Source organism: Fulvivirga lutimaris, assembly GCF_009711525.1.
Classification (GTDB): Bacteria; Bacteroidota; Bacteroidia; order Cytophagales; family Cyclobacteriaceae; genus Fulvivirga; species Fulvivirga lutimaris.
Genome location: NZ_SMLV01000363.1, coordinates 1 through 20,783, shown reverse-complemented (window position 1 = coordinate 20,783; position 20,783 = coordinate 1). Strand labels below are relative to the sequence as shown.

Below are 20,783 nucleotides of genomic sequence, written 5' to 3'. Positions count from 1 at the left end.
TGTTGAAGCAGGGTTTGGCCAGGCTAAAAATACAGTCAACATATTGTTTAAGAATACGCTTACCCCAGTAATCGGTATTCTAACTTATTTCCTTATTGGCTTTAATCTTATGTACCCGGGCTTTTTAGCTGGAGAGGGTTATGAGTGGTTTGGCTTTGCAGGGTTCTTCCTTACCCTACCGGAAGGTGGAACTACAACTGATTATGTAGGTGGAGGTTATACTTACTGGACGGACTTTTTGTTCCAGGCTATGTTTGCTGCCACAGCCGCTACAATTGTGTCTGGGGCAGTAGCTGAGAGAATTAAAATCACATCTTACCTGATATTTACTCTAATCTTTGTTGGTATTGTGTATCCTGTTATTGGTAGCTGGAAGTGGGGATACGGGTTCCTTGATGATATGGATTTCTATGATTTTGCGGGTTCTACATTAGTACACTCTGTAGGTGGCTGGGGAGCTTTAGCAGGTATTATTATTGTTGGGCCACGACTTGGTAAATATGTAGATGGAAAAGTCATTGACAAGCCCGGTTCAAGTGTGCCTTTGGCAGTAATTGGTGTATTCCTTCTTTGGTTGGGTTGGTTTGGCTTTAATGGAGGATCCGTTCTATCTGCTGATCCTGGACTTACCTCATTTGTATTGGTAACTACTTGCCTAGCCGCTTGTACAGGAGCAATAGGAGCACTTATAGCTAGTTACTTCGTTTTTAAAAGATTAGATCTTGGTATGGTACTTAATGGTGTACTTGCTGGCCTTGTTGGTATCACAGCTGGTGCTGATGTAATCAATCCAGGATGGGCACTATTTGTTGGGCTTGTTGCAGGTATTCTTGTAGTGCTTTCGGCAGTTACTCTTGATAAGTTAAAGCTTGATGATATGGTAGGTGCTGTTTCTGTGCATTTAACCTGCGGTATCTGGGGAACATTAGCAGTTGGCCTGTTCTCAACTAACCCAGATCATTCATTTTTAACTCAACTTTTAGGCGTAGCAGTTTGTGGTGCAGCAGCGTTCATTTCTGCATTCCTGATATTCTTTATAATGAAGAAAACATCTGGGGTGCGTGTATCTGAAGAGCACGAAAAGGCCGGTTTGGATAGCCATGAGCATGGCATCAGAGGATATACTATCGTGTATGACGAATAGTATATAAAATAACAAAGCTCCGCCTGATATAGATTGGACACCTCATCAGGCAGGAGCTCTCAACAATTAAATATTTCATTAATCGTAACTCAAATTTAAAATGAAAAATCGTAACATTTTATCAATAATGGCCCTTTTCTTATCATTTAGTGTAGCATTTGCCCAGGAAGAGGTAGAAGAAACTGAGTCTTCGGCTGTAACTGTCTCAGGATCAGTGGATGCCTACTTTAGAACAAATTTGGGTGCTCCTAATAAATTACCGGGAGATGCTCCGGGTACTTCTTTTGCCAACAGACCAGGATTTTCTCTTGGAATGGTAAACCTAGTTTTAGCAAAAGAAGGTGAAAAGGCTGGTTTTGTTGCCGATCTTGTATTCGGCCCGAGAGGAGAGGATGCCGTTTTCGGCTCTCCAATGAATTCTGTTTTAAATGGTTCTTTAGGAGGTAGCGCACAAATAGTAAATCAATTATACGCTTATTGGAATGTTAGCGATAATGTTACGTTGACCATGGGTAACTTCAACACCTTCTTAGGTTATGAGGTGATATCTCCAACAGCCAATTTTAATTACTCTACATCATATATGTTTAGCTACGGTCCTTTCTCACATACAGGACTAAAGGCTGATTTTGCACTTTCTGATGATATGTCAGCAATGGTTTCTATTATGAACCCTACTGATATGACTGAATTCAACATTGTTGGTACTTATACTTTAGGTGCGCAGTTTGGAATTAAGGGTGTTTACTTCAACTTCCTTTATGGAGATCAGGATGGCAAGCTGGATGAAGATTTGGATACAGATGGAGATTTTTCAGCAGGAAGCACATTTCAGGGTGATATCACAGCAGGTTTTGATCTTTCTGATAACTTATTTCTTGGTTTAAATGCTACTTACAATAGCACTGGAGCTGGTGAATTTGTAAATGGCACTTCTATAGAAGATGTCGATGGTGATGCTGCTGGTTTTTACGGGTTGGCAGGATACTTTCAGGTAGCTACTTCCGATGCACTTTCTTTAGGCGCTAGAATAGAGTACTTCCAGGTTTATAATGGAGGACTTGGTGTTATTGGTTTAGATGCTGACGGAGACGGAAGTGTTATTGACCTTACCCTATCTGCTCAATATAAAGTAGGTGATCTTACTATTATTCCAGAATTCAGGTTAGATAGCTCTTCGGAAGACTCTTTTCAGGATAATGACTATCAGCCAACTAAGAGCCTTTCCTCATTTGTATTAGCAGCAGTTTACTCATTCTAAAACCTTACAACCAATGCAACTAACCATGCTTTTACTATTCACTTTATCGCAGCTAACAAGCACACCGCTTGAGTATAGCTTTGATGATAGTGGGAAGATAGTATTCATGGAAGTTGTCAGTACAGAAATTGGTTTTGATACCCTGGTTCAGAATGTTGAGAATCTGGGCTTTGAAAAAGTTCAGAATGGAGATGAAGAGCAAGGATTCAGTAAGGAAGCGTCATTTATGCTTTATAATAAGCGAATAAGCAAGGTGCCTCATGGCCGGTTGACTTATAATGTGCAGGTAGATGTAAAGGAGAACAGGTATAGGTATGTGATCACTGATTTGATTTTTCATGAATATGAGCGGAACAGGTATGGTAGGTATGAGGAGAAGAGAAATGGACAAATGGCTCTTGAGCCTTTGCTAGCTGAGCCTGATAAACAATGGGAAAATCATAAACAGACGATTTTAAAGAAAATGGAAAGTGAAGTGGCAATGCTAAAAAGTGAAATAGTAGCTGTACCCCTTGAAGAGGAGCAAAAAAGTGAAGTGAAAATAAATGATGACTGGTGATTTTTCACCAATAATAAATTGATTAACTGATTAATAATTTAACTACAACTATGGCGAAGACTAAATTAGAGTACATCTGGTTGGACGGTTATAAGCCCACCCAGAGTTTAAGAAGTAAGACAAAAATTGTTTCAAGATTTGATGGAACTCTGGATGAATGTCCAATGTGGTCCTTTGATGGAAGTTCAACAGAGCAAGCAGAAGGAAATTCGTCAGACTGTCTTTTAAAGCCAGTGGCGGTTTTTCCTGATGCGGGTAGAAAAAATGCTTACTTGGTAATGACTGAGGTGCTAAATCCTGATGGAACACCTCATGTTACCAATGGTAGAGCTACTATTGATGATGAGGATGATGATTTCTGGTTCGGATTTGAGCAGGAGTACTTCCTATGGAATCCGGATACGAATTTGCCTTTAGGTTTCCCAACCAATGGATTCCCAAGTCCTCAAGGCCCTTATTACTGCTCTGTAGGCGCAAAAAATGCTTTCGGTAGAGATATTATAGAGGAGCATCTGGATCTTTGTTTAGAGGCTGGCCTCAATGTAGAAGGTATTAATGCAGAAGTGGCAACTGGGCAGTGGGAGTTTCAAGTGTTTTCTAAAGGAGCACAGCAAGCTGGAGATCAGGTGTGGGTAGCACGTTATTTAATGGAGCGTACGGCAGAGAAATACGGATTGTCAATTAACTGGCATCCAAAACCATTGAAAGGTGACTGGAATGGTTCAGGAATGCATGCTAACTTCTCTAATAGCTTGCTAAGAGAGGCTGGCGATAAGAGTGTTTATGAATCTGTATGTTCAAGTTTTGCTCCATTTGTAGAAGAACACATTGCTGTTTATGGTGCTGATAATGATCAAAGATTGACAGGAGCACATGAAACTCAATCAATAGATAAGTTTAGCTATGGAGTTTCTGATAGAGGAGCCTCTATTAGAATTCCTATTGCTACTGTAGAAAATAATTGGAAAGGATGGTTGGAAGACAGAAGACCTGCTTCTAATGGAGATCCCTATAAAATTGCGGCAAGAATCATCAAAACGGTGAAATCTGCCGAAGTGTTAGTGTAGTTTGATTAAGTATAAGTTCAGTCATTATCGGGTGTTCTGACGGAACACCCGAAATGACATTCAAACTTGACATAAAACACTAAGAAAAAACTTTAACCAAAACCTGTGAACGTTAAAAGGTCAGTCTACCAGAGACTGGCCTTTTTTTATGATTCAAGCTTTTTTCTTAGTCCTCCCATATTTTATGATTCTTAGCCTTAGGCCCTTTTGGTTTATTGGCTACTGACTTAACGGCAACTAAATTAGTCTCGGTTGCTTCCCATGCCTTAGCATTTTTGGCCTCAGGTCCGGATAATTCCGAAGTTTGAGATTTTGTAGCTAATGTAGTTTTTGCACTCTTATCTTGCCATGGCTTGTAGTTCTTGGCAGCAGGGCCTTTGAGATCGCCCTTACTCTGACCAAAACTTACCAGGCAGCCGAATGAAAGTGCTGCAGATATTATTAAAGTCTTCATGATGCGTTTAGATTAAGTATAAGTTCAATTCCAATTATAAGTTTTTATACGAACAAAACAAACGTTTGTTAGGCAAATGGAGGTAGTTTCTTAAAATTTTTATGAAAAATATTTCACTATATATTAGTTATACCTAGAACTTCTATATATAATTGCATAGAACTTCTATGTAAAGACAATCTATGTACTCTAAAGAATTATTAAAAGGAACACTAACTACTATCATTCTCAAGCTATTGTCGCACAATGGTAAAATGTATGGTTATGAGATTACGCAACGTGTCAAGATTTTATCTGATGACAAGATATTGATCAAGGAAGGTTCATTATATCCTGCACTGCATAAGTTGAAAGATGATGGACTTGTAAAAACAGATGAAGAGATGGTAGGGAATAGGGTAAGGAAATATTATAGCCTAACCGAGAAAGGAAAGCTTTGCACTGAAGAAAAGGTAAATGAACTTCATCAGTTTATAGGAACGTTGCAAAATATTCTTACCGATAAACCCTCAATAGCATGACACTATCTCCACTTCAAGTCGATTTGATAAAGGGTGATATCAGGCAGAACGGTATAGAGCTGAGTGAATTGCAAGATGACCTTCTGGATCATATCTGCTGTATATTGGAATATGAAGGTAATGAAGCTTCTCCTTTCGATGAGGTCTATGAAAGGGTAAAGCGCCAATTCTTTCCTGATGGGTATCGGGAAATTCAAGAGCAAACTAATTATTTAATAACTCAAAAATACAACACCATGAAAAAAGTAATGAATGTAATCGGAATCGGAAGCTCGGCAGTTCTCATGCTAGGCTCTATTATGAAAATTCAATCGCTGCCAGCATCAAATGAATTGATACTGTTAGGGGCTATTGGGTTGACGCTGGGCTATTTGCCCATGTTGCTGATTTTAACTTTAAAGCAATCAGATATGCTGCTAAGTAAGATCAGAAATGTAAGTGGTTTCTTTGGAGCAGAGGCCTTTATTGTTGGCGTCCTCTTTCAGGTGCTACACTTACCTGGCGGCCAGGAGCTTTTATTTCTTGGAATGGGCATTGTGCTAATGATATTCTTGCCATTGTTATTTAAATCAGCGGGAGCAGATGCGTTAACCAAGCTGCAGCCTGCAACCATTTCTGTTTTGTTACTGGCTATTGTAAGCACTTTTTTCGCTTTTAGTAACAAGAAAACCACTCACGGCTATAGAGATTCTTTGTTAGCTGTTAATGCTAATCTGGAGGCATCAATTAGTTCTAAAATGACCAGATTAACAACCATTAGAAAGGGCTCAAATCAAACTGCTCTTAATACTTCGTCACAAGATGTCATTAATTACATTGATGGATTAAAGACGTATATTATTCTTCAGGTTGACCCAGCATCTGAGAGTAAAAAGCTAGATAATTCAAACGTAATTGTTCAGGGAGATAATTTAAGAGATGTTATGATTGAGAATAGAGCTAATCATCAATTTAACGGTCAGGAGTTGATTGACAAGCTTTCAAATTTCAATAAAGAATTGAAAGCAGTTGATCCGCAAATGCAATCGCCTTTGTTGGCAATAAAGAATGAGAATACATGGCTGAATGAGAAGTTTAATAATGCTTACGACACAAATGGTTTATACAGCATTTATTGCCTGCTTTCTCAAATTCAATTAGAAGTGACATCGCTGGAAATTGAGGCTTTAAGCCAGCACAATTAGTATTATCAGGTTAATTATGAATAGTTTTAGTCCCGGGTTGGTTTCCCGGGACTTTTTTTTATGCTAATGCTTCTCTAAAACATAAATCTTAAAGAAGCCTTTAAAACCGCCATTCATAGTTTTTACACGCTTGAGATTTGAGTGCTTCAAAATGTCACTTAGCTTTCTTGTAATATCTGTGGCGATCAAGTTGGTGAAAAGGTTTCCAATTTTTCTGCCCAAACTCAGTTCACTCTCATCAGGAATAAACTTATCATACACAGTCACTTTTCCTCCTGGCTTCAATACTCTTTCCACTTCCTTAATACATGCCACCGGGTCCGGAATTACGGCAAGAATTAAATGAAGAATTATACAGTCAAATTTAGCATCATCAAATTCCAACTTCTGACCATCCATAACTCTGGCCACTCCATTAAGATTTAATGCTTTGATACTACCATTCATTCGAGACACCATTGAGGGCGTAATGTCTGTAGCAGTGACATTTACAGTTTGTGGCAAAAATTGAAGATCTAAACCGGTTCCACCTCCAACTATTAACACATTATCATTAGATTTTAATTCAAGTTGTTCAATTGACAATCTTCTGTAGTTATTGAAAACATTCCCAACAAGATCGTAAATGGGAGTAAAAACAGTATATCTGATTTTATTCCAGGCATTGGTATTTACTCTCATTTCACTTTCTTGAATTTCAGTCTAAGACTGTTGGTCACTACACTTACACTGCTCATAGCCATGGCTGCTCCGGCTATCATCGGGTTTAGTAAGAAACCGTTGATAGGGTAGAGTACCCCAGCTGCTATTGGAATACCAATCACATTATAGATGAACGCCCAAAAAAGGTTTTGGCGAATGGTAGCCACAGTTTGCTTAGACAGTTTAATGGCCGCAGGTATTTTGGTCAAATCTGAGCTTATGATTGTCATTTTGGCAACATCCATTGCAATATCACTTCCTTTGCCCATAGCAATGCTTACATCAGCCTGGGCAAGTGCGGTACTATCATTAATACCATCGCCAACCATGGCCACAGTTTTTCCATTGGCTTGCAGTTGTTTTACATATTCCGACTTGTCTTGAGGGAGTACTTCTGCACGATAGTGACTTATGCCTACTTTGTTGGCAATGGCTGAAGCTGTTGCTTCATTATCTCCAGTAAGCATATGAATTTCAATATCTAGTGCCTTAAGTGCGGCTATAGCTTCGGATGAAGAAGTTTTTATTTTATCTGCTATTGAAAGTACTGCCAGTGCCTGTTTTTCATCAGCAAACCAAATAACAGTTTTAGCCTCTTTTTTCCAGACATTGCTTTTGTTTTGAAGAGACTCATTTATTTCAATGCCGTTCTCATCCATCAGTTTCTTATTACCGATAAAATATACCTTACCATCATGATTTCCAGAAGCACCTTTGCCTGTTATGCTGTTAAATGATGATATTGAAGCTGATGAAATATCGCTAAAATGATCTACAACCGCAGCGGCAAGTGGGTGTTCCGACTGCTGCTCAAGACCCAGTAAGATGTCCTTTTGATCATCATTATCATTAAGCCAGGATATATCCGTTACCACTGGTTTTCCTTCTGTTATAGTTCCGGTTTTGTCCAGCACCACTGTGTCTATTTTCTTTGCAAGCTCAAGGCTTTCAGCATCTTTTATAAGTATACCGTTGCTGGCTCCTTTACCTACGCCAACCATGATAGCCGTTGGTGTTGCTAGTCCCAAGGCACAAGGACAAGCGATGACAAGTACTGTAACCATGGACAATAAGGCTTGAGTAAATGCATGTTCTCCACCAACGAAATACCACACTACAAAAGTGATCAGTGCGATTCCAATTACTATTGGGACAAATATGCTGGCAATCTTATCTACAAGCTTTTGAACAGGGGCTTTGCTGCCTTGTGCATCTTGCACCATTCTAATGATTTGGGACAGCAATGTATCATGACTTAGTTTTTTTACTTCAAATTTGAAGCTTCCCTTCTGATTAATAGTCCCTGCCAGTACCTTATCGCCTTCCTTTTTTTCGATAGGAATAGGTTCACCACTCATGGCGCTCTCATCAACATTAGAGCTGCCTTCTGTGACCGTACCATCCAGGGCTATTTTCTCTCCGGGCTTTACCTGAATAATATCACCCAATCGCACTTTCTCAATAGGCGTTGGCATGGCGTGTTTGTTACCAATCACCACATTAACCATTTTTGGCTGCAAGCCCATTAGTTTTTTAATGGCAGATGAGGTGCTGCTTTTAGCTTTTTCTTCCAGGTATTTGCCCAATAAGATGAAGGCTATTACTACAGCAGCTGCTTCGAAATAAACATGAGGGTGAAGTCCGCGGCTTAGCCAATAGTTTGGGGATAATGTATTAAACACACTAAACAAATAGGCTACACCTGTACTTAGCGCTACCAATGTGTCCATGTTTACCTGTCTGTGTTTAGCTTGTTTTATGGTATTGATAAAGAAGTCTTTACCAAACCAAAAAACTACAGGCGTTGCCAAAGCCCACATTATTTCATTGGCATAAGGAATAGAAGAGTGCCCATCGCTGCTCATAAAAAACATTCCGATGATAACAATGGGTAAAGAGAGGATAATAGCGCCTATAGTTTTGTTTTTTACCTCCCTAATTTTAGCAGCTTGTTGAGCCTCCATTTTCTCGGAGGTCAATTCGGTATCCTCTATTTCCAGATCATATCCTATAGACTGCACAACTTCCTGAAGTCTGGAGGGTTTTACCTGTGCATCATCATAACTTATATTAACAGTGCCATTGGCAAAATTTACAGCCGCCTGCTCCACACCATCCTGACTATTGAGCATGCTCTCTACGCTATTGGCGCAAGAGGCGCACGTCATGTGAAGTACAGGGTATGTCTTTTTTATAAGATTTGTGTCACTCATTATTCTAAATGCTATTCTTAAACTATGATACAAATGTCCGGTACCCAGGTAGCATAGACGTTACATGATTTTCATAATCATTTTCAAGATTTACACTTTGTCCAAAGGTTTGCGCTTCTCAGTACGGATATTTTTGAAGTAGCTGGGAGTAAGACCAGTAACTTTTTTAAACTGACTACTTAGATGGGCTACGCTAGAATAATGAAGCTTAAAAGCAATTTCGCTTAAGGTCAGCTCATCATAAACCAGTAATTCTTTGACCTTTTCAATGCGCTGGGCAATGTAGAATTTCTCAATGGTGGTGCCTTCTACTTCAGAGTATATGTTACTCAGATAGTGGTAATCATAATTCAATTTTTCGGCAAGATAGTCTGATAAGTTGGTTTTAAGCTGACCATCTGTATGATGGACAAGTTCGATAACTGTGGTTTTTATTTTATCTATGATTTGACTTTTCTTGTCATCAATGAGCTCAAATCCTATGTCTGAAAGTTTTGCATCAATGGAGTTTAACTGCTCATTTGTTAACTGCTCAATTGTGTCAACCATTCCAAGGTTAATATCATTAATTTCTAATCCTTCTGATTTAAAAAGTTGCTCTACCGCCATTATGCAGCGATTGCAAACCATGTTTTTAATAAAAATCTTCATGCATCAATGTTAGAAAACAGAATTTAATAATGAACACTATGAAGCCTGAACAGGTTCAAGTATTCCTAACATGGACTTAAAGTCATCTTTTATTTGATGCACAGTTTTGGGAGCTGTTTTGGTGAATTTTATGATCGAATGTTTATAATGCTTTGATTCGATATCGATGAAATACTGCATTTTGGAAACTGAATCCTTGAATGCATTTGCATCCTGAAATTCTTCAAACGAAGAAACCCTGAGGTTAGCAATATCATCAAATTTAACGAGCTTATTTTTTATGCCAGTTGCGCTTTTCAATCGGACGGTTTTTGAAGCAAGGTTAATTTCTACCTCAAGAGGCACTTCTGTATCGGTCAGCAACTTATAAAGTGCTGCGAACAATACAAAGCTTGCTATGGTCACCATTGTAATATTGGTATAGATTGAAAGTAGTGGAAGAGCAACAATAAGAACGGCTGAGATGATCTTCCATAGGGTGATCATGGCAGAGGGTCTGTTAAATGTTATCAGGCTATTAGTTTGACTGAAAGAGTAATTCTCAGACTCCAAAATCTTGGCCAATTCTAGACTTAGCATGTAACAAGATAGTAAAAAAAACAATCTTGCAAAGTCCTTATTGGCTATATAGTATTGATTATGAGGATATTCTTATTAATTTTCTGCAGGTTAAACTCAAAATATTATGTCGACAAACTCAAAATTGATAGCCATCATCGGCCTGTTTTTTATTTCTACAAATATGTTAGCACAATCATCACTTCCTTACAGAGAGGTTCCTGAAAACCCAAAAGAATACAGTGCAGGAACCGTGGCAGCAAGACTTATTGACGGTCTTGGATTTAGGTTTTACTGGGCTACAGATGGGCTAACAGAGTCTAATTTAAATTTCAAACCTAGTGAAGAGGGTAGGACTATTGCACAGACGGTTCAACATATTTACGAGATGTCTTTTATGGTGGTGAATGCTACCACCAACAAAGTAAATCAGCGTGCAGATACCACTTTGACTTTTATGCAGATGCGTGAACAAACACTTAGTAATCTGTATCAGGCCAGTGAAATTCTCAAGAAATCGGACGATCTTGAAAATATGAAGATCATTTATGAAGGTAAAAATGGGAGAGTAGAGTACCCATTTTGGAACCATCTCAATGGTCCTATTGCAGATTGCTTATGGCATGTTGGTCAGATAGTTAGCATGAGAAGAACGGATGGCAACCCTATAGCAGGAAATCTGAGTTTCTTTAATGGCAAAGTGGTTGAATAGTTATTCAGGGTACTTCTTGTTCATATAGGCTACAGATGCTTCAATCAATTCCCTTAGAACATCCATATCTATATCAGCCAGCTTTTTAACATAGAGGCATGACTTGCCAGTCCTGTACTTACCTAGTTTTTCCATTAACTCATCATACCTGGAAAAACCTGCCATAATGTAGAGTGTAAGGGCAGTTTTTCTCGGAGAGAAACCTGCTCTAAAGAAATCTCCCTCACGTCCACTGTCATATTTATAATGGTAGTTGCCAAAACCTACCATAGTGGCACCCCACATTTTAGGTTCGCTACCTGTGATTTCCTGCATTAGCTTTACAAGATTATGGGAGTCATTGCGCTTGGTTTCATCATCAATACTGTTGATGAAATCGGTAACAGAAAGGTCGGTTTCTTTGGTTTTATTCTCTGACATGTGTTTGGAATTAGGAAAAGTAATTTACCAAATGAATCCTTTATTTGAAAATTCGGTTTTAACTTGAGACTTCATTAACTAACTAACAATGAGCAAGAAACTTGAATCAATCACCCCTGAGTTGAAATCCTTCATTGAGCAGCAAAAGATCTTTTTTGTAGGTACTGCAATGGCCGAAGGTACAGTTAATGTTTCACCTAAAGGTATGGACTCTTTAAGGGTTATTAATGAAAATAGGGTGATGTGGTTAAACCTTACCGGAAGTGGAAATGAAACTGCTACTCACCTGCAAAATGAGAATAGGATAACCATCATGTTCTGTGCTTTTGAAGGCAAGCCGTTGATTTTGAGATTATATGGTAAGGCCAAAGTTTATCATGAAAGAGATGAAGCGTTTGAAAAATATATTGACCTGTTTTCGACCTCTGCTGGTGCACGTCAAATTATTGAGGTAGATGTTGAATTAGTACAGACCTCATGTGGTTTCGCAGTTCCTTTAATGGACTTTAAAGAGGAGCGGACCATCCTTAAAGATTGGGCTGATAAAAAGGGTGAAGAAGGCATTCGTGATTATTGGAAAGAAAAAAATACAGTAAGTCTTGATGGTCATGAAACCAAGATTTTTGATAATTAGCTTTTCATTTAAGTCATGTCGATATGGAGCGAAGCGCAATGAGACATCTCCTTTATTATACTTTATGTAACCTTTAAGAGACTTCTCACTTCACTACGTTTCGTGTCGAAGTGACGATAATGAACTAGTCCTCAAACACCTTTACTTTCCTGGATACTGTTCTTAAAATCATAAATGAGACGAAAATCAAGCCTGCATAAATACCCGCATCGGCAAATTCTTTAAGGATAATACTGCCTGTAAAGAAAAGTACACTATAGGCAAAGATGATCGCGCTGATCCAACAGATGCCAAGTTGCATAATCCGCTTTCCATTCGACTCTTTTCTGAATGGTCTCCAGTTACCATCAGGGTTTATCTTATCGAAGAAGCTTTTAAGGACAGTGCTATCCGTTGGTTTTGTGACAAATGCTGTGATGATCCATGCTATCGTTGTCAATCCAACAGTGAAAAAAAAGCTTCTTGGGTCTTCGCCAATTCCCTTTCCCCAGGCCGGATCAAAGTTTACAAATACAAACTTTGCCAATCCGTAACCGACAAAAGGTGCTATTGTGGCTACTATTTCTGTCCAGGCATTGATGCGCCACCAGTACCATCTCAAAATCATAACCAGACCAAGACCAGCACCGCACTCTACAATAAATGCCCAAACACCAGAAATAGAATTGATCTGAGAAGTGACGAATAGAGCAATAAACATGATAACAATGGTTCCTATTCTTGAGGCTCTTACCAGTAGTTTATTATCGGCCTTAGGGTTGATGAACCGCTGATAGAAATCGTTGATCAGATAACTTGTTCCCCAATTAAGCTGGGTCGATATCGTACTCATATAAGCAGCAAAGAAAGCCACCAATAATAACCCCTTGAGTCCTGTAGGAAGGAAATCCTTCATGGCCATAACGTAGCCAAGCTTGCTGTCAGCAGCACTTAGATCAGGGTATAAAATTACAGCACATAAAGCCACAATAATCCATGGCCACGGGCGGATACAGTAGTGTGCTATTTGAAAGAATAGGGTAGAATAAATGGCATCTTTTTCTGATTTAGTGCTCATCATTCGTTGTGCGATGTATCCACCACCACCAGGCTCACCACCCGGATACCAGCTTGCCCACCATTGAACACCAATGAATGCAAAGAAACTACCAACACCAAGGGCTAACATTGTTCCCGAACCTTCGCTTCCTACGGCAGGGAAAAACGACAATGTGCCTTCTGGTAAGCTCGATTTTAGGTTGTCAATTCCACCAATCTGTTCAGAGTTAAGCACTAGAACAGCCAGAATAATACTACCAATCATGGCAATACCAAACTGAATAACATCAGTAAATGCTACCCCTAATAATCCAGACATGGCAGAGTAGGAGGAAACCAATATCATGGCACCGGCTACGTACCACAAAAGCTGATTGTCAGGAATATCGAAGAACACTTTGAGTAATGACATCAGTGCAACGTTGACCCAGCCTATGATGAGTACATTCATAAAAACCCCAAAATAAATGGAGCGAAAACCTCTTAAGAATTTAGCAGGTTTACCGCTGTACCTCATTTCAATCAGCTCAATATCAGTAAGCACTTCAGCCCGCCTCCAGTATCGGGCAAAGAAAAAAGTGGTAAGCATACCACCTGCCAGCATGTTCCACCACAGCCAGTTACCGGCTATCCCGTTCTGTGCGACTAATTCTGTTACAGCCAAAGGTGTATCAGCGGCAAAGGTGGTGGCCACCATAGAAATACCGGCTATGTACCAGGGCAGATTTCTGCCACCAAGAAAGAAGCTGCTGATATCTTTTCCGGCCTCTTTTCTGAATTTAAGACCAATAAAAAGCGTGATGCCAATGAATATTATAATGATTAGATAATCCCAAAGTGCGAGTTCCATACAAGAAAAAATTTGGATTAAATTACCCAATATTTTATTCCTTACAAGACCGCTTAAAGAATAGAAAGTATATAAATAAAAAAAGTCCCGGTAACCACTCCGGGACTTAAACTATCAACTTCACCTAAACACTATATAATGAAGATCTTTTAGAGGTTAGCTCTCAGGCCAGCCATCAATAGCATTGATGTTCTGTCTGTTCCTAAGAACTCACTTTTCTCTTGGTTTAATAAGTTTCTGCCGTTAACGTAGATGTCAATTTTGCTGCTCAACTTGTAGTTAACTTTGGCATTTAAAATCAACCTGCCGTCAATTTCCCCTGCAGTAGTTGCTGGGTTTCCAATTGCACTATTGTAAAAGCTGTATTGGCTTTGCTCTCCAGTGTAGTAAGGGTTTAAGTTAATTGTCAGCTTATCTGTGGCTTTGTAGTTCAAGTAAAATCCACCAAAAACTGAAGGAGTTTGATCATTTTCTACATTGCTAAGATCTGCAAGTCCTAGGAATGTCTGAGAAGAAGCAACGTTGTCAGTCTCAGTTTTCTGCAATGTCAGGAATGGCTTCAATTGAAATTTAGTACTGGCTACATAGTTAGCAGAGATTGTTATCCCGTTCTGCACTGACTTAGCCGGCATGTTTTGAAATACAAAGTAGTCACCACCCAATGTGTAAGGAGCTTGAGGGAACTGAGCCACTAGTGCATTTGTATTTTTTGCCTCTTGTCTGAACAATTCAAAGTTTAATTCAAACTTGCTGCTCAACTTAGTTCTGTAACCAAGCTCGTACATTTGAATTTGGAAAAGGTCTAGGTTTTGATCTCCCTGGTAATAAAGGTTAGCAGCTGGAAACTGAACATCTAAGAAGTTAGGGCCGATAAATGAACCACTATTAGATTTCGAAACAACAGCTCTTATCAAGTTCTGATCATTGATATCATAAGTAGCAGCAAATTGATATGAGAAGTATGCCTCATCTGGAGAGTTAAATTTGTCTACTCTACCGCCAGCTACAAGTCTTAATTTTTCAGTTAATTCAATATCAGCCATCAAAGATCCAGCGATATTTTCTACTGTTTGCTCGCCTTGCAAAACGCCTATAGTGCCCTGAGTAATATCAACATAATCTTCATTGTTATATGCCGCACTTTGGTAGCTAAAGCCAGGACGCAAAGAGAATTTGTCAGAAATGTTCCAGTTATACTCTAAGCTGGCATCAATGATTGAATAATCATACTGAAGTAATATTTGTTGCCCACCTTTGTTAAGGTTATCAAATCCTGTTGTATAAGAAATTCTACCTGCAAGTCCACTTTTGTTAAATGTTAGGTTTAAATACTCTGACTCATAAATTGAAGTTGAAAAGGGAGTAGTACCATTTTGCGAAAATGGCTTCACCACTTCGGCTCTTTGAAGTCCAGTTTGCAATCCTATATTAAAATCTTCTGCAACGTCATAATCAAGCATTAAATTCAATCCTTTTCTATCCACTGCGGTTTCAAATTCACCTGCTGCAGGAGCTTCGTAAGAACCAATACTGTACAAAAAGATTTCATCGTCTTGTCTGTCTCTTAATTGGAAGTTACCAGATATTTGAGCTGACAATTTTTCATTGAATTTGTAACCTAACCTTAATCCACCTACTGTAGTATTGTCTGTGCCAGAAGCAATGTTTCCATTTACCACAACACCTTCCTGATCAACATTTTTAGTAATAATGTTAATTACACCTGCCACAGCATTTGGTCCGTAAAGCGGAGCTGATGGACCTCTCACAACCTCAATTCTTTCTACATCTATAAGGTCTACTGGTAAGGCTTCCCAGTTAGTACCACCAAGGTTATAGTTAAATACAGGGCGTCCATCAATCATGACCAAAGTAATTTGGTTAGCCGATGATGTTCCGTCACCATATCTGTTGATATTGTCAAAACCTCTTAAATGAATATCGTAAGAACCGTTAGTCATTTCTCTAACGATAAGTCCTGGCATCAAACGAAGCGCTTCAGGGATACTAGTAGCTCCTGCATTGTAAATTTCTTCTTTAGTAAGTGTAGAACTTGACAATGGAGCGTCAAATAAAGACTCAGCTTTTTTAGAAACCGAGTAAATGTCAATTTGCATTAGATCTTCTAGAGATAGTTCGAAAAGATCATCACCTTCCTGAGCAAGTGCAGGAAGTGCTAGAGCCATTAAGGCTGCAATTTTGAATGATAATAATAACTTTTTCATGGTATGGGTATTTGATAGTTTCTTATGTATTTCTTAGATAGCTATAGCCAAACTTTTAAGCTGACTAGATACTTTTAATTGAGTACTTTCGATTTTCTGAACATTCATTTCAAAACGGATTTTACCATCCTGATTAACAAAATTGATGTCACTTCCTTGCTTGGCAAGCCCTGGCTTTTCTGTAACAATTAAAGTCTTATTAAGGTTAGATAACTCTCTGATTACTTTGCTGTTACTGGCTGGAATGAACACAAGGTGGTAACTCTCAGACTCGGCAGGATTAGAAAATTCCTTGATAATGATCTTGCCTCCAGAGGCTGTTTTTTTACTTGCCATCTCATTAAATGCAGCCATGAGATCAGCATCATGTCCTAATACTCCAATGGTAACATCTTGCTCTGTTTGTGGCCACTGGATATATCTGATGAAATTATATACGAATAATGATTTTACTTTATTCTCGCCAGTCTGTGCCATTATCGGTGCTGACACCATCCAGAATGCAATTATTAGTTTAGCAATAGTAGAAGTCTTCATTTTGTATCTTGGTTTTTTAATTCTCTGCAAAGGTGGGGGTATGTGTAAACAGTTTTTTAAGCTTTATTACGTAATTCGAAAAATACGTGAATTACGTAGATGAGTGAAAAGCAGTGTGTTTAGAGGATAATTATTTAATTTTTAGACAGAATAGCCGATTTATGAATCTAGATATAAGCCACATTTTTATTATTACTGGTCTGGTTGTTCAGGTCGGCCTGGTGATATTTTGGTTTACCACTGTCCGAAAAAAACTTCAAGAGGCCAGCTTAAAGAAGGCGCTTGACATATTGGAAGAGAAAGAGAAGACCCTCTCATTGATCTATGAGAATACCAATGATTTTATTGCACTACTGAAAAAGGAAGGTGATCAGCTAACCATTATTCGACTTCCAGAGACTTTTATTCAGTCAGTAGAAAAGGAAACTAAGTTTATAGAAAGGGAATTGATCGGTAAGCCGTTGTATTTTTTATATGATAAGGTATTAAAGCTTACTGAAGAAGAAAAAGCGTTTAGGTTGGAAAAAATCAATGCCTTATTTAATAGTAAGGAGACGGTAAAATATGAGGAGCAATTTAAAGCTCCTGATGGGCATAGAGGTCTGTCACAGTCTTCATTGATTCCAATCCTCACAGACAATGAGATAGATTATGTGCTTTATGTAGCTCAGGATATTACCGAAGAACGGTCAATGAATTTGCAACTTGAGTATACGGTAGATGTACTTGAGCGAGTTTATGATAGTAACTTGGCTGCCATTGTTTTATTTAAGGACGGCAAGATAGAAAAGATCAATAAGCGTTTTACAAGTTATTTCGGATACGCATCTGATGAGATTATTGGTGAAACTGCAGAAAAGTTTATACCTGAGAAGTATTGGCATCTGCTAAAAGATGTGCGTAACGATTTGTATGAAAAGGGCGAAGAACTACATTTTGGTAGAGAAAGGGAGATTGTTACCAAAAGAAAGGATGGATCACTTTTTTATTGTGAGTGTGTAATTAGCCCACTTTTGATTCAAGGTATTAAGTATAGCTTCATGTTTATTGTTGATGTGTCAGACTACTATAATGCTCAAAAGGAGTTACTTTCTAGCAAGGAGCGGCTTCAGTCTATTATAGACAACTTACCGGGTATGCTATTCAGACTAGGTACAGATGAGGAATTTACCCTGCAGCATATTAGTGGAAATAGTGAAAAGTACCTGGGCATCACGCAGGAGGAAATTGAGAAACATAATATTAAAGGACGGGATGTTCTGTCCGATGAGTTTATTCAATACTCAAGGTCTATCATAAAAGAAACCTTTGAAAAACAGGAAGCTGGTGAAATGAAGCTACCTATTGAATATAAAGGTATTAGTAAATGGGTGTCTATCAGATTTAAACCTACTCAATTAAGTAATGGGGAGTATGTAATTGACGGATTGTTATTTGATGTTACCAATCAGGTAGAAAATGAAGAGCGACTTTCTCTGGCGATTGAAAGTGCTAGGGAAGGTCTTTGGGATTGGAATATTGAAGATGGCAAACTTGTTTTTAATAACTATCAGGCTGAGATGTTGGGTTATAAGGTAGCCGAAATGTCCAATGATTTCCAGGAGTTTTTTAAGAATATTCACCCTCAGGATATAAAAGATGCGCAGACCAAATTAAGAGCTCACCTAAAAGAAGAGACTGACTATTATGAAACAGAATATCGTGTTAAAACTAAGAATGGTGTCTATAAATGGCTGCTTGTCCATGGCAAGGTGATATCAAGACTTCGTGATGGTAGGGCCCTTAGGGTAATCGGTACCCATGTAGATATTGATGAACGAAAAAAGGCAGAAATAGCTGTTAAAAAAAGCCAGGAACGACTTCTATCTTTGATGTCTAACATTCCAGGTATGGTTTATCGTGGTTCTTATGATGATAACTACGCACTTTCTTTTGTAAGTAATGGAAGTATTCAGCTAACGGGTTATTCTCCCGATGATTTTGTGAAAGGAAAACGTACCATTTTTGAATTGATAAAGGATAGCGACAAGGAGAAAATCAATAAAGAGGTGAAAAGTGCAGTAACTGAAAAACGAGCTTATCAGTTAGTCTATGAAATTAATACTCCTGCAGGTAGCAAATGGGTTTATGATAAAGGTCAGGAAGTTGGTAATGGCTATTTAGAAGGTTTTATAACAGACATAACAGATAGGGTCCAGGCCGAGGAAAGGATAATTAAAACCATTATCGAAACAGAGGACCGGGAGCGTAGCAGGATTGCTAAGGAGCTCCATGATAGTTTAGGTCAGAAGCTCACAACCGTATCTCTAAACTTTAACGCACTCAAATCAAAGGTAGACAAGGGCAGCGATGTTGAGGATAGATTAATGGTGGGACTCGAATACCTAAAGCAAGCCATAGGTGAAACGAGAGAAATATCTCACAATTTGATGCCAAAGAGTATTGAAGATTTTGGTATCATCCTGTCCATAGAAAGTCTCATTGCTGACCTGAATGAATATTCAGAAACAGCATTTAGCTTTTATCATAATTTAAAAAACAACGCCTTATCTAATAGCATAGGGATTCATTTGTACAGGATAGTTCAAGAGTCCATCAATAATATACTCAAACATGCTAAGGCCAAATCTGTAACTGTACAACTCATGGCTTATGAAGATGTTATTGTTTTGTCTATTGAAGATGATGGTAAGGGTTTTAATAAAAGTAAAATTGAAAAGGCAAAACATTTCGGGTTGGACAGCATCAGGCACAGGGCTCAAATGCTATCCGGTGATGCTATGATTGACTCAAGTGCTGGGCATGGCACGACCATAACTGTTGAAATACCAACTAAAAAACATTATTTCCATGAAGAAAATTAACATTCTGATAGTTGATGATCATAAGATAGTAAGAGACGGCATTAAGCTTTACCTGAATAATCATTCAGAGTTTACTGTAGTTGGTGAAGGTAGTGATGGTACTGAGGCTATAGATTTCCTGAAGAAGAATGACAATATTGATCTCGTACTGATTGATATCAACATGGAAAAAATGAATGGTATTGAAGCTACCAAGATTATAACGGCTGAATTTAATAAAGTAAAAGTGCTGGCGCTGACCATGCATAACGACTATCAACATATAAAATCTATGATGGACGCAGGTGCTGGAGGCTATATTTTAAAAAGCTGCAATGAAGAAGAAATGCTGGATGCCATAAATGCAGTAATGGAAGATGAACTTTATTACAGTAATGAGGTGGCACAGACAGTCATGAACAATATGGCCAAACGCAAGCCAAAAACTCCAGGCTTAACACCACTTACACCTCGTGAAAAGGAGATTTATAGAATGATTTTGGATGAGCAGTCTAACAATGACATTGCAGATAAACTTTTCATTAGTGTAAGAACCGTTGAAGTACATAAACGGAATTTGATGGAAAAAACAGGCTCTAAAAATTCTACAGGTTTAGTGCTGTATGCTATAAAAAACCAACTTTTTGATGATCTGGTGTAGGTTTTAATCAGCGTCTACGTGATTCACGTATTTCTCCATTTACGCATTTAAGCTTAAATAATCACCGTTTTGCCGATCTACCTTTGCAGTAGATATGACAGAGAAGGCAAACCTTTTATTGATAAGCAAGAACCAACATTTGCATAATTTGCTCAACCTTGAGCATTATAGCAATGCATGGTTCAATGCCGATCTATCTCTTCTTACAAACACATTTGACGAGGATACAATACTTATATATGACAGTGCATCATATGGACTTAATCCATTGAGAACCTCTTGGTTGATGGCATATCCAATGATAATACTGGGTGAATATGAGAAAAATATATTTATAGAATCTTTATTGGAGACTGAGCAAAAGGCCTATTTGATTATTGATGATTTTATTCAGGAGTTATACAATGCCATTGATTGTATTAAGTGTGGTCACAACTATGTCACTAAAAAAATAGATTCTTCAGTGAAAAATGCAACATGTAAAAACCAACTAAAATTATAGCCAACGATGAATTTGAGAAGTAGAATAGCCGATAATTTTTTTATGAT

The 20,783-nt window shown here is 38.3% G+C and carries 20 protein-coding genes; 11 read left to right on the top strand and 9 right to left on the bottom strand.

The genetic code is table 11. From position 1 onward, the window contains the following. From E1140_RS09645 to E1140_RS09630, 4 genes are all read left to right on the top strand, one after another. Window positions 1-1,144 (top strand): ammonium transporter (locus E1140_RS09645; RefSeq protein WP_155182417.1); only part of this gene is annotated, 1,144 nt, incomplete at its 5' end. A 100-nt stretch (window positions 1,145-1,244) separates the two neighbouring features. Then, window positions 1,245-2,405 carry a porin gene (locus E1140_RS09640; protein WP_155182414.1) on the top strand — a complete coding sequence of 387 codons (1,161 nt, stop codon included), beginning with the start codon at window positions 1,245-1,247 and terminating at the stop codon, window positions 2,403-2,405. A gap of 13 nt (window positions 2,406-2,418) precedes the next feature. Continuing rightward, entirely contained in the window at window positions 2,419-2,964 is a 546-nt protein-coding gene (locus E1140_RS09635; protein ID WP_155182411.1) for a hypothetical protein, read from the top strand. A gap of 50 nt (window positions 2,965-3,014) precedes the next feature. Continuing rightward, a complete protein-coding gene (locus E1140_RS09630; protein WP_155182408.1) occupies window positions 3,015-4,031 on the top strand; it encodes a glutamine synthetase beta-grasp domain-containing protein in 1,017 nt (338 codons plus the stop codon). A gap of 166 nt (window positions 4,032-4,197) precedes the next feature. Here E1140_RS09630 and E1140_RS09625 read toward each other — a convergent pair whose 3' ends face one another. Further along, complete coding sequence (locus E1140_RS09625; protein ID WP_155182405.1) at window positions 4,198-4,485, bottom strand: hypothetical protein; 288 nt, start codon at window positions 4,483-4,485, stop codon at window positions 4,198-4,200. Window positions 4,486-4,667: 182 nt separating this feature from the next. On the opposite strand from E1140_RS09625, the gene E1140_RS09620 reads away from it, so the two are divergent. Then, window positions 4,668-5,006 (top strand): PadR family transcriptional regulator, encoded by a 339-nt coding sequence (locus tag E1140_RS09620; RefSeq protein ID WP_155182402.1) that lies wholly within the window; start codon window positions 4,668-4,670, stop codon window positions 5,004-5,006. Beyond that, complete coding sequence (locus E1140_RS09615; RefSeq protein WP_155182399.1) at window positions 5,003-6,190, top strand: hypothetical protein; 1,188 nt, start codon at window positions 5,003-5,005, stop codon at window positions 6,188-6,190. Before E1140_RS09620 ends, E1140_RS09615 begins: the two co-directional genes overlap by 4 nt. A 63-nt stretch (window positions 6,191-6,253) precedes the next feature. On the opposite strand, the gene E1140_RS09610 is transcribed toward E1140_RS09615, so the two are convergent. From E1140_RS09610 to E1140_RS09595, 4 genes are all read right to left on the bottom strand, one after another. Next, window positions 6,254-6,871, bottom strand: coding sequence for a class I SAM-dependent methyltransferase (locus tag E1140_RS09610; RefSeq protein ID WP_155182396.1), 618 nt, complete (start codon window positions 6,869-6,871; stop codon window positions 6,254-6,256). Continuing rightward, a complete protein-coding gene (locus E1140_RS09605) occupies window positions 6,868-9,105 on the bottom strand; it encodes a heavy metal translocating P-type ATPase (protein ID WP_155182393.1) in 2,238 nt (745 codons plus the stop codon). Before E1140_RS09605 ends, E1140_RS09610 begins: the two co-directional genes overlap by 4 nt. Before the next feature lie 90 nt (window positions 9,106-9,195). Next, window positions 9,196-9,756 (bottom strand): helix-turn-helix domain-containing protein, encoded by a 561-nt coding sequence (locus tag E1140_RS09600; RefSeq protein WP_155182390.1) that lies wholly within the window; start codon window positions 9,754-9,756, stop codon window positions 9,196-9,198. 36 nt (window positions 9,757-9,792) lie between these two features. After that, the gene (locus E1140_RS09595) at window positions 9,793-10,335 is read right to left on the bottom strand and encodes a hypothetical protein (protein WP_155182387.1); all 543 of its coding nucleotides are present in this window, start codon (window positions 10,333-10,335) and stop codon (window positions 9,793-9,795) included. A 106-nt stretch (window positions 10,336-10,441) separates the two neighbouring features. Here E1140_RS09595 and E1140_RS09590 point away from each other — a divergent pair, with 106 nt between their 5' ends. Then, window positions 10,442-11,026, top strand: coding sequence for a DinB family protein (locus E1140_RS09590; protein ID WP_221412671.1), 585 nt, complete (start codon window positions 10,442-10,444; stop codon window positions 11,024-11,026). Here the strand turns inward: E1140_RS09590 and E1140_RS09585 are convergent, their stop codons facing one another. Beyond that, entirely contained in the window at window positions 11,027-11,446 is a 420-nt protein-coding gene (locus E1140_RS09585) for a DUF1801 domain-containing protein (protein WP_155182384.1), read from the bottom strand. A gap of 88 nt (window positions 11,447-11,534) precedes the next feature. Between E1140_RS09585 and E1140_RS09580 the strand changes: the two genes are divergently transcribed. Beyond that, window positions 11,535-12,080, top strand: coding sequence for a pyridoxamine 5'-phosphate oxidase family protein (locus tag E1140_RS09580; RefSeq protein WP_155182381.1), 546 nt, complete (start codon window positions 11,535-11,537; stop codon window positions 12,078-12,080). A 124-nt stretch (window positions 12,081-12,204) separates the two neighbouring features. Here the strand turns inward: E1140_RS09580 and E1140_RS09575 are convergent, their stop codons facing one another. The 3 genes from E1140_RS09575 to E1140_RS09565 all read right to left on the bottom strand — a co-directional run bounded on the left by E1140_RS09575 (window position 12,205) and on the right by E1140_RS09565 (window position 16,730). After that, window positions 12,205-13,968, bottom strand: coding sequence for a sodium:solute symporter family protein (locus E1140_RS09575; RefSeq protein WP_155182378.1), 1,764 nt, complete (start codon window positions 13,966-13,968; stop codon window positions 12,205-12,207). 149 nt (window positions 13,969-14,117) lie between these two features. Then, window positions 14,118-16,193: a TonB-dependent receptor plug domain-containing protein gene (locus E1140_RS09570; protein WP_155182373.1), complete on the bottom strand. Its 2,076-nt coding sequence runs from the start codon at window positions 16,191-16,193 to the stop codon at window positions 14,118-14,120. Between the two features lie 33 nt (window positions 16,194-16,226). After that, complete coding sequence (locus E1140_RS09565; RefSeq protein WP_155182369.1) at window positions 16,227-16,730, bottom strand: YfiR family protein; 504 nt, start codon at window positions 16,728-16,730, stop codon at window positions 16,227-16,229. A 161-nt stretch (window positions 16,731-16,891) separates the two neighbouring features. On the opposite strand from E1140_RS09565, the gene E1140_RS09560 reads away from it, so the two are divergent. The 3 genes from E1140_RS09560 to E1140_RS09550 all read left to right on the top strand — a co-directional run bounded on the left by E1140_RS09560 (window position 16,892) and on the right by E1140_RS09550 (window position 20,736). Then, a complete protein-coding gene (locus tag E1140_RS09560; RefSeq protein ID WP_155182366.1) occupies window positions 16,892-19,594 on the top strand; it encodes a sensor histidine kinase in 2,703 nt (900 codons plus the stop codon). Continuing rightward, a complete protein-coding gene (locus E1140_RS09555; protein WP_155182363.1) occupies window positions 19,581-20,234 on the top strand; it encodes a response regulator transcription factor in 654 nt (217 codons plus the stop codon). The genes E1140_RS09560 and E1140_RS09555 overlap by 14 nt, the downstream gene beginning before the upstream one ends. A 94-nt stretch (window positions 20,235-20,328) precedes the next feature. Beyond that, complete coding sequence (locus E1140_RS09550; protein WP_155182359.1) at window positions 20,329-20,736, top strand: hypothetical protein; 408 nt, start codon at window positions 20,329-20,331, stop codon at window positions 20,734-20,736. Window positions 20,737-20,783: the final 47 nt, after the last annotated feature.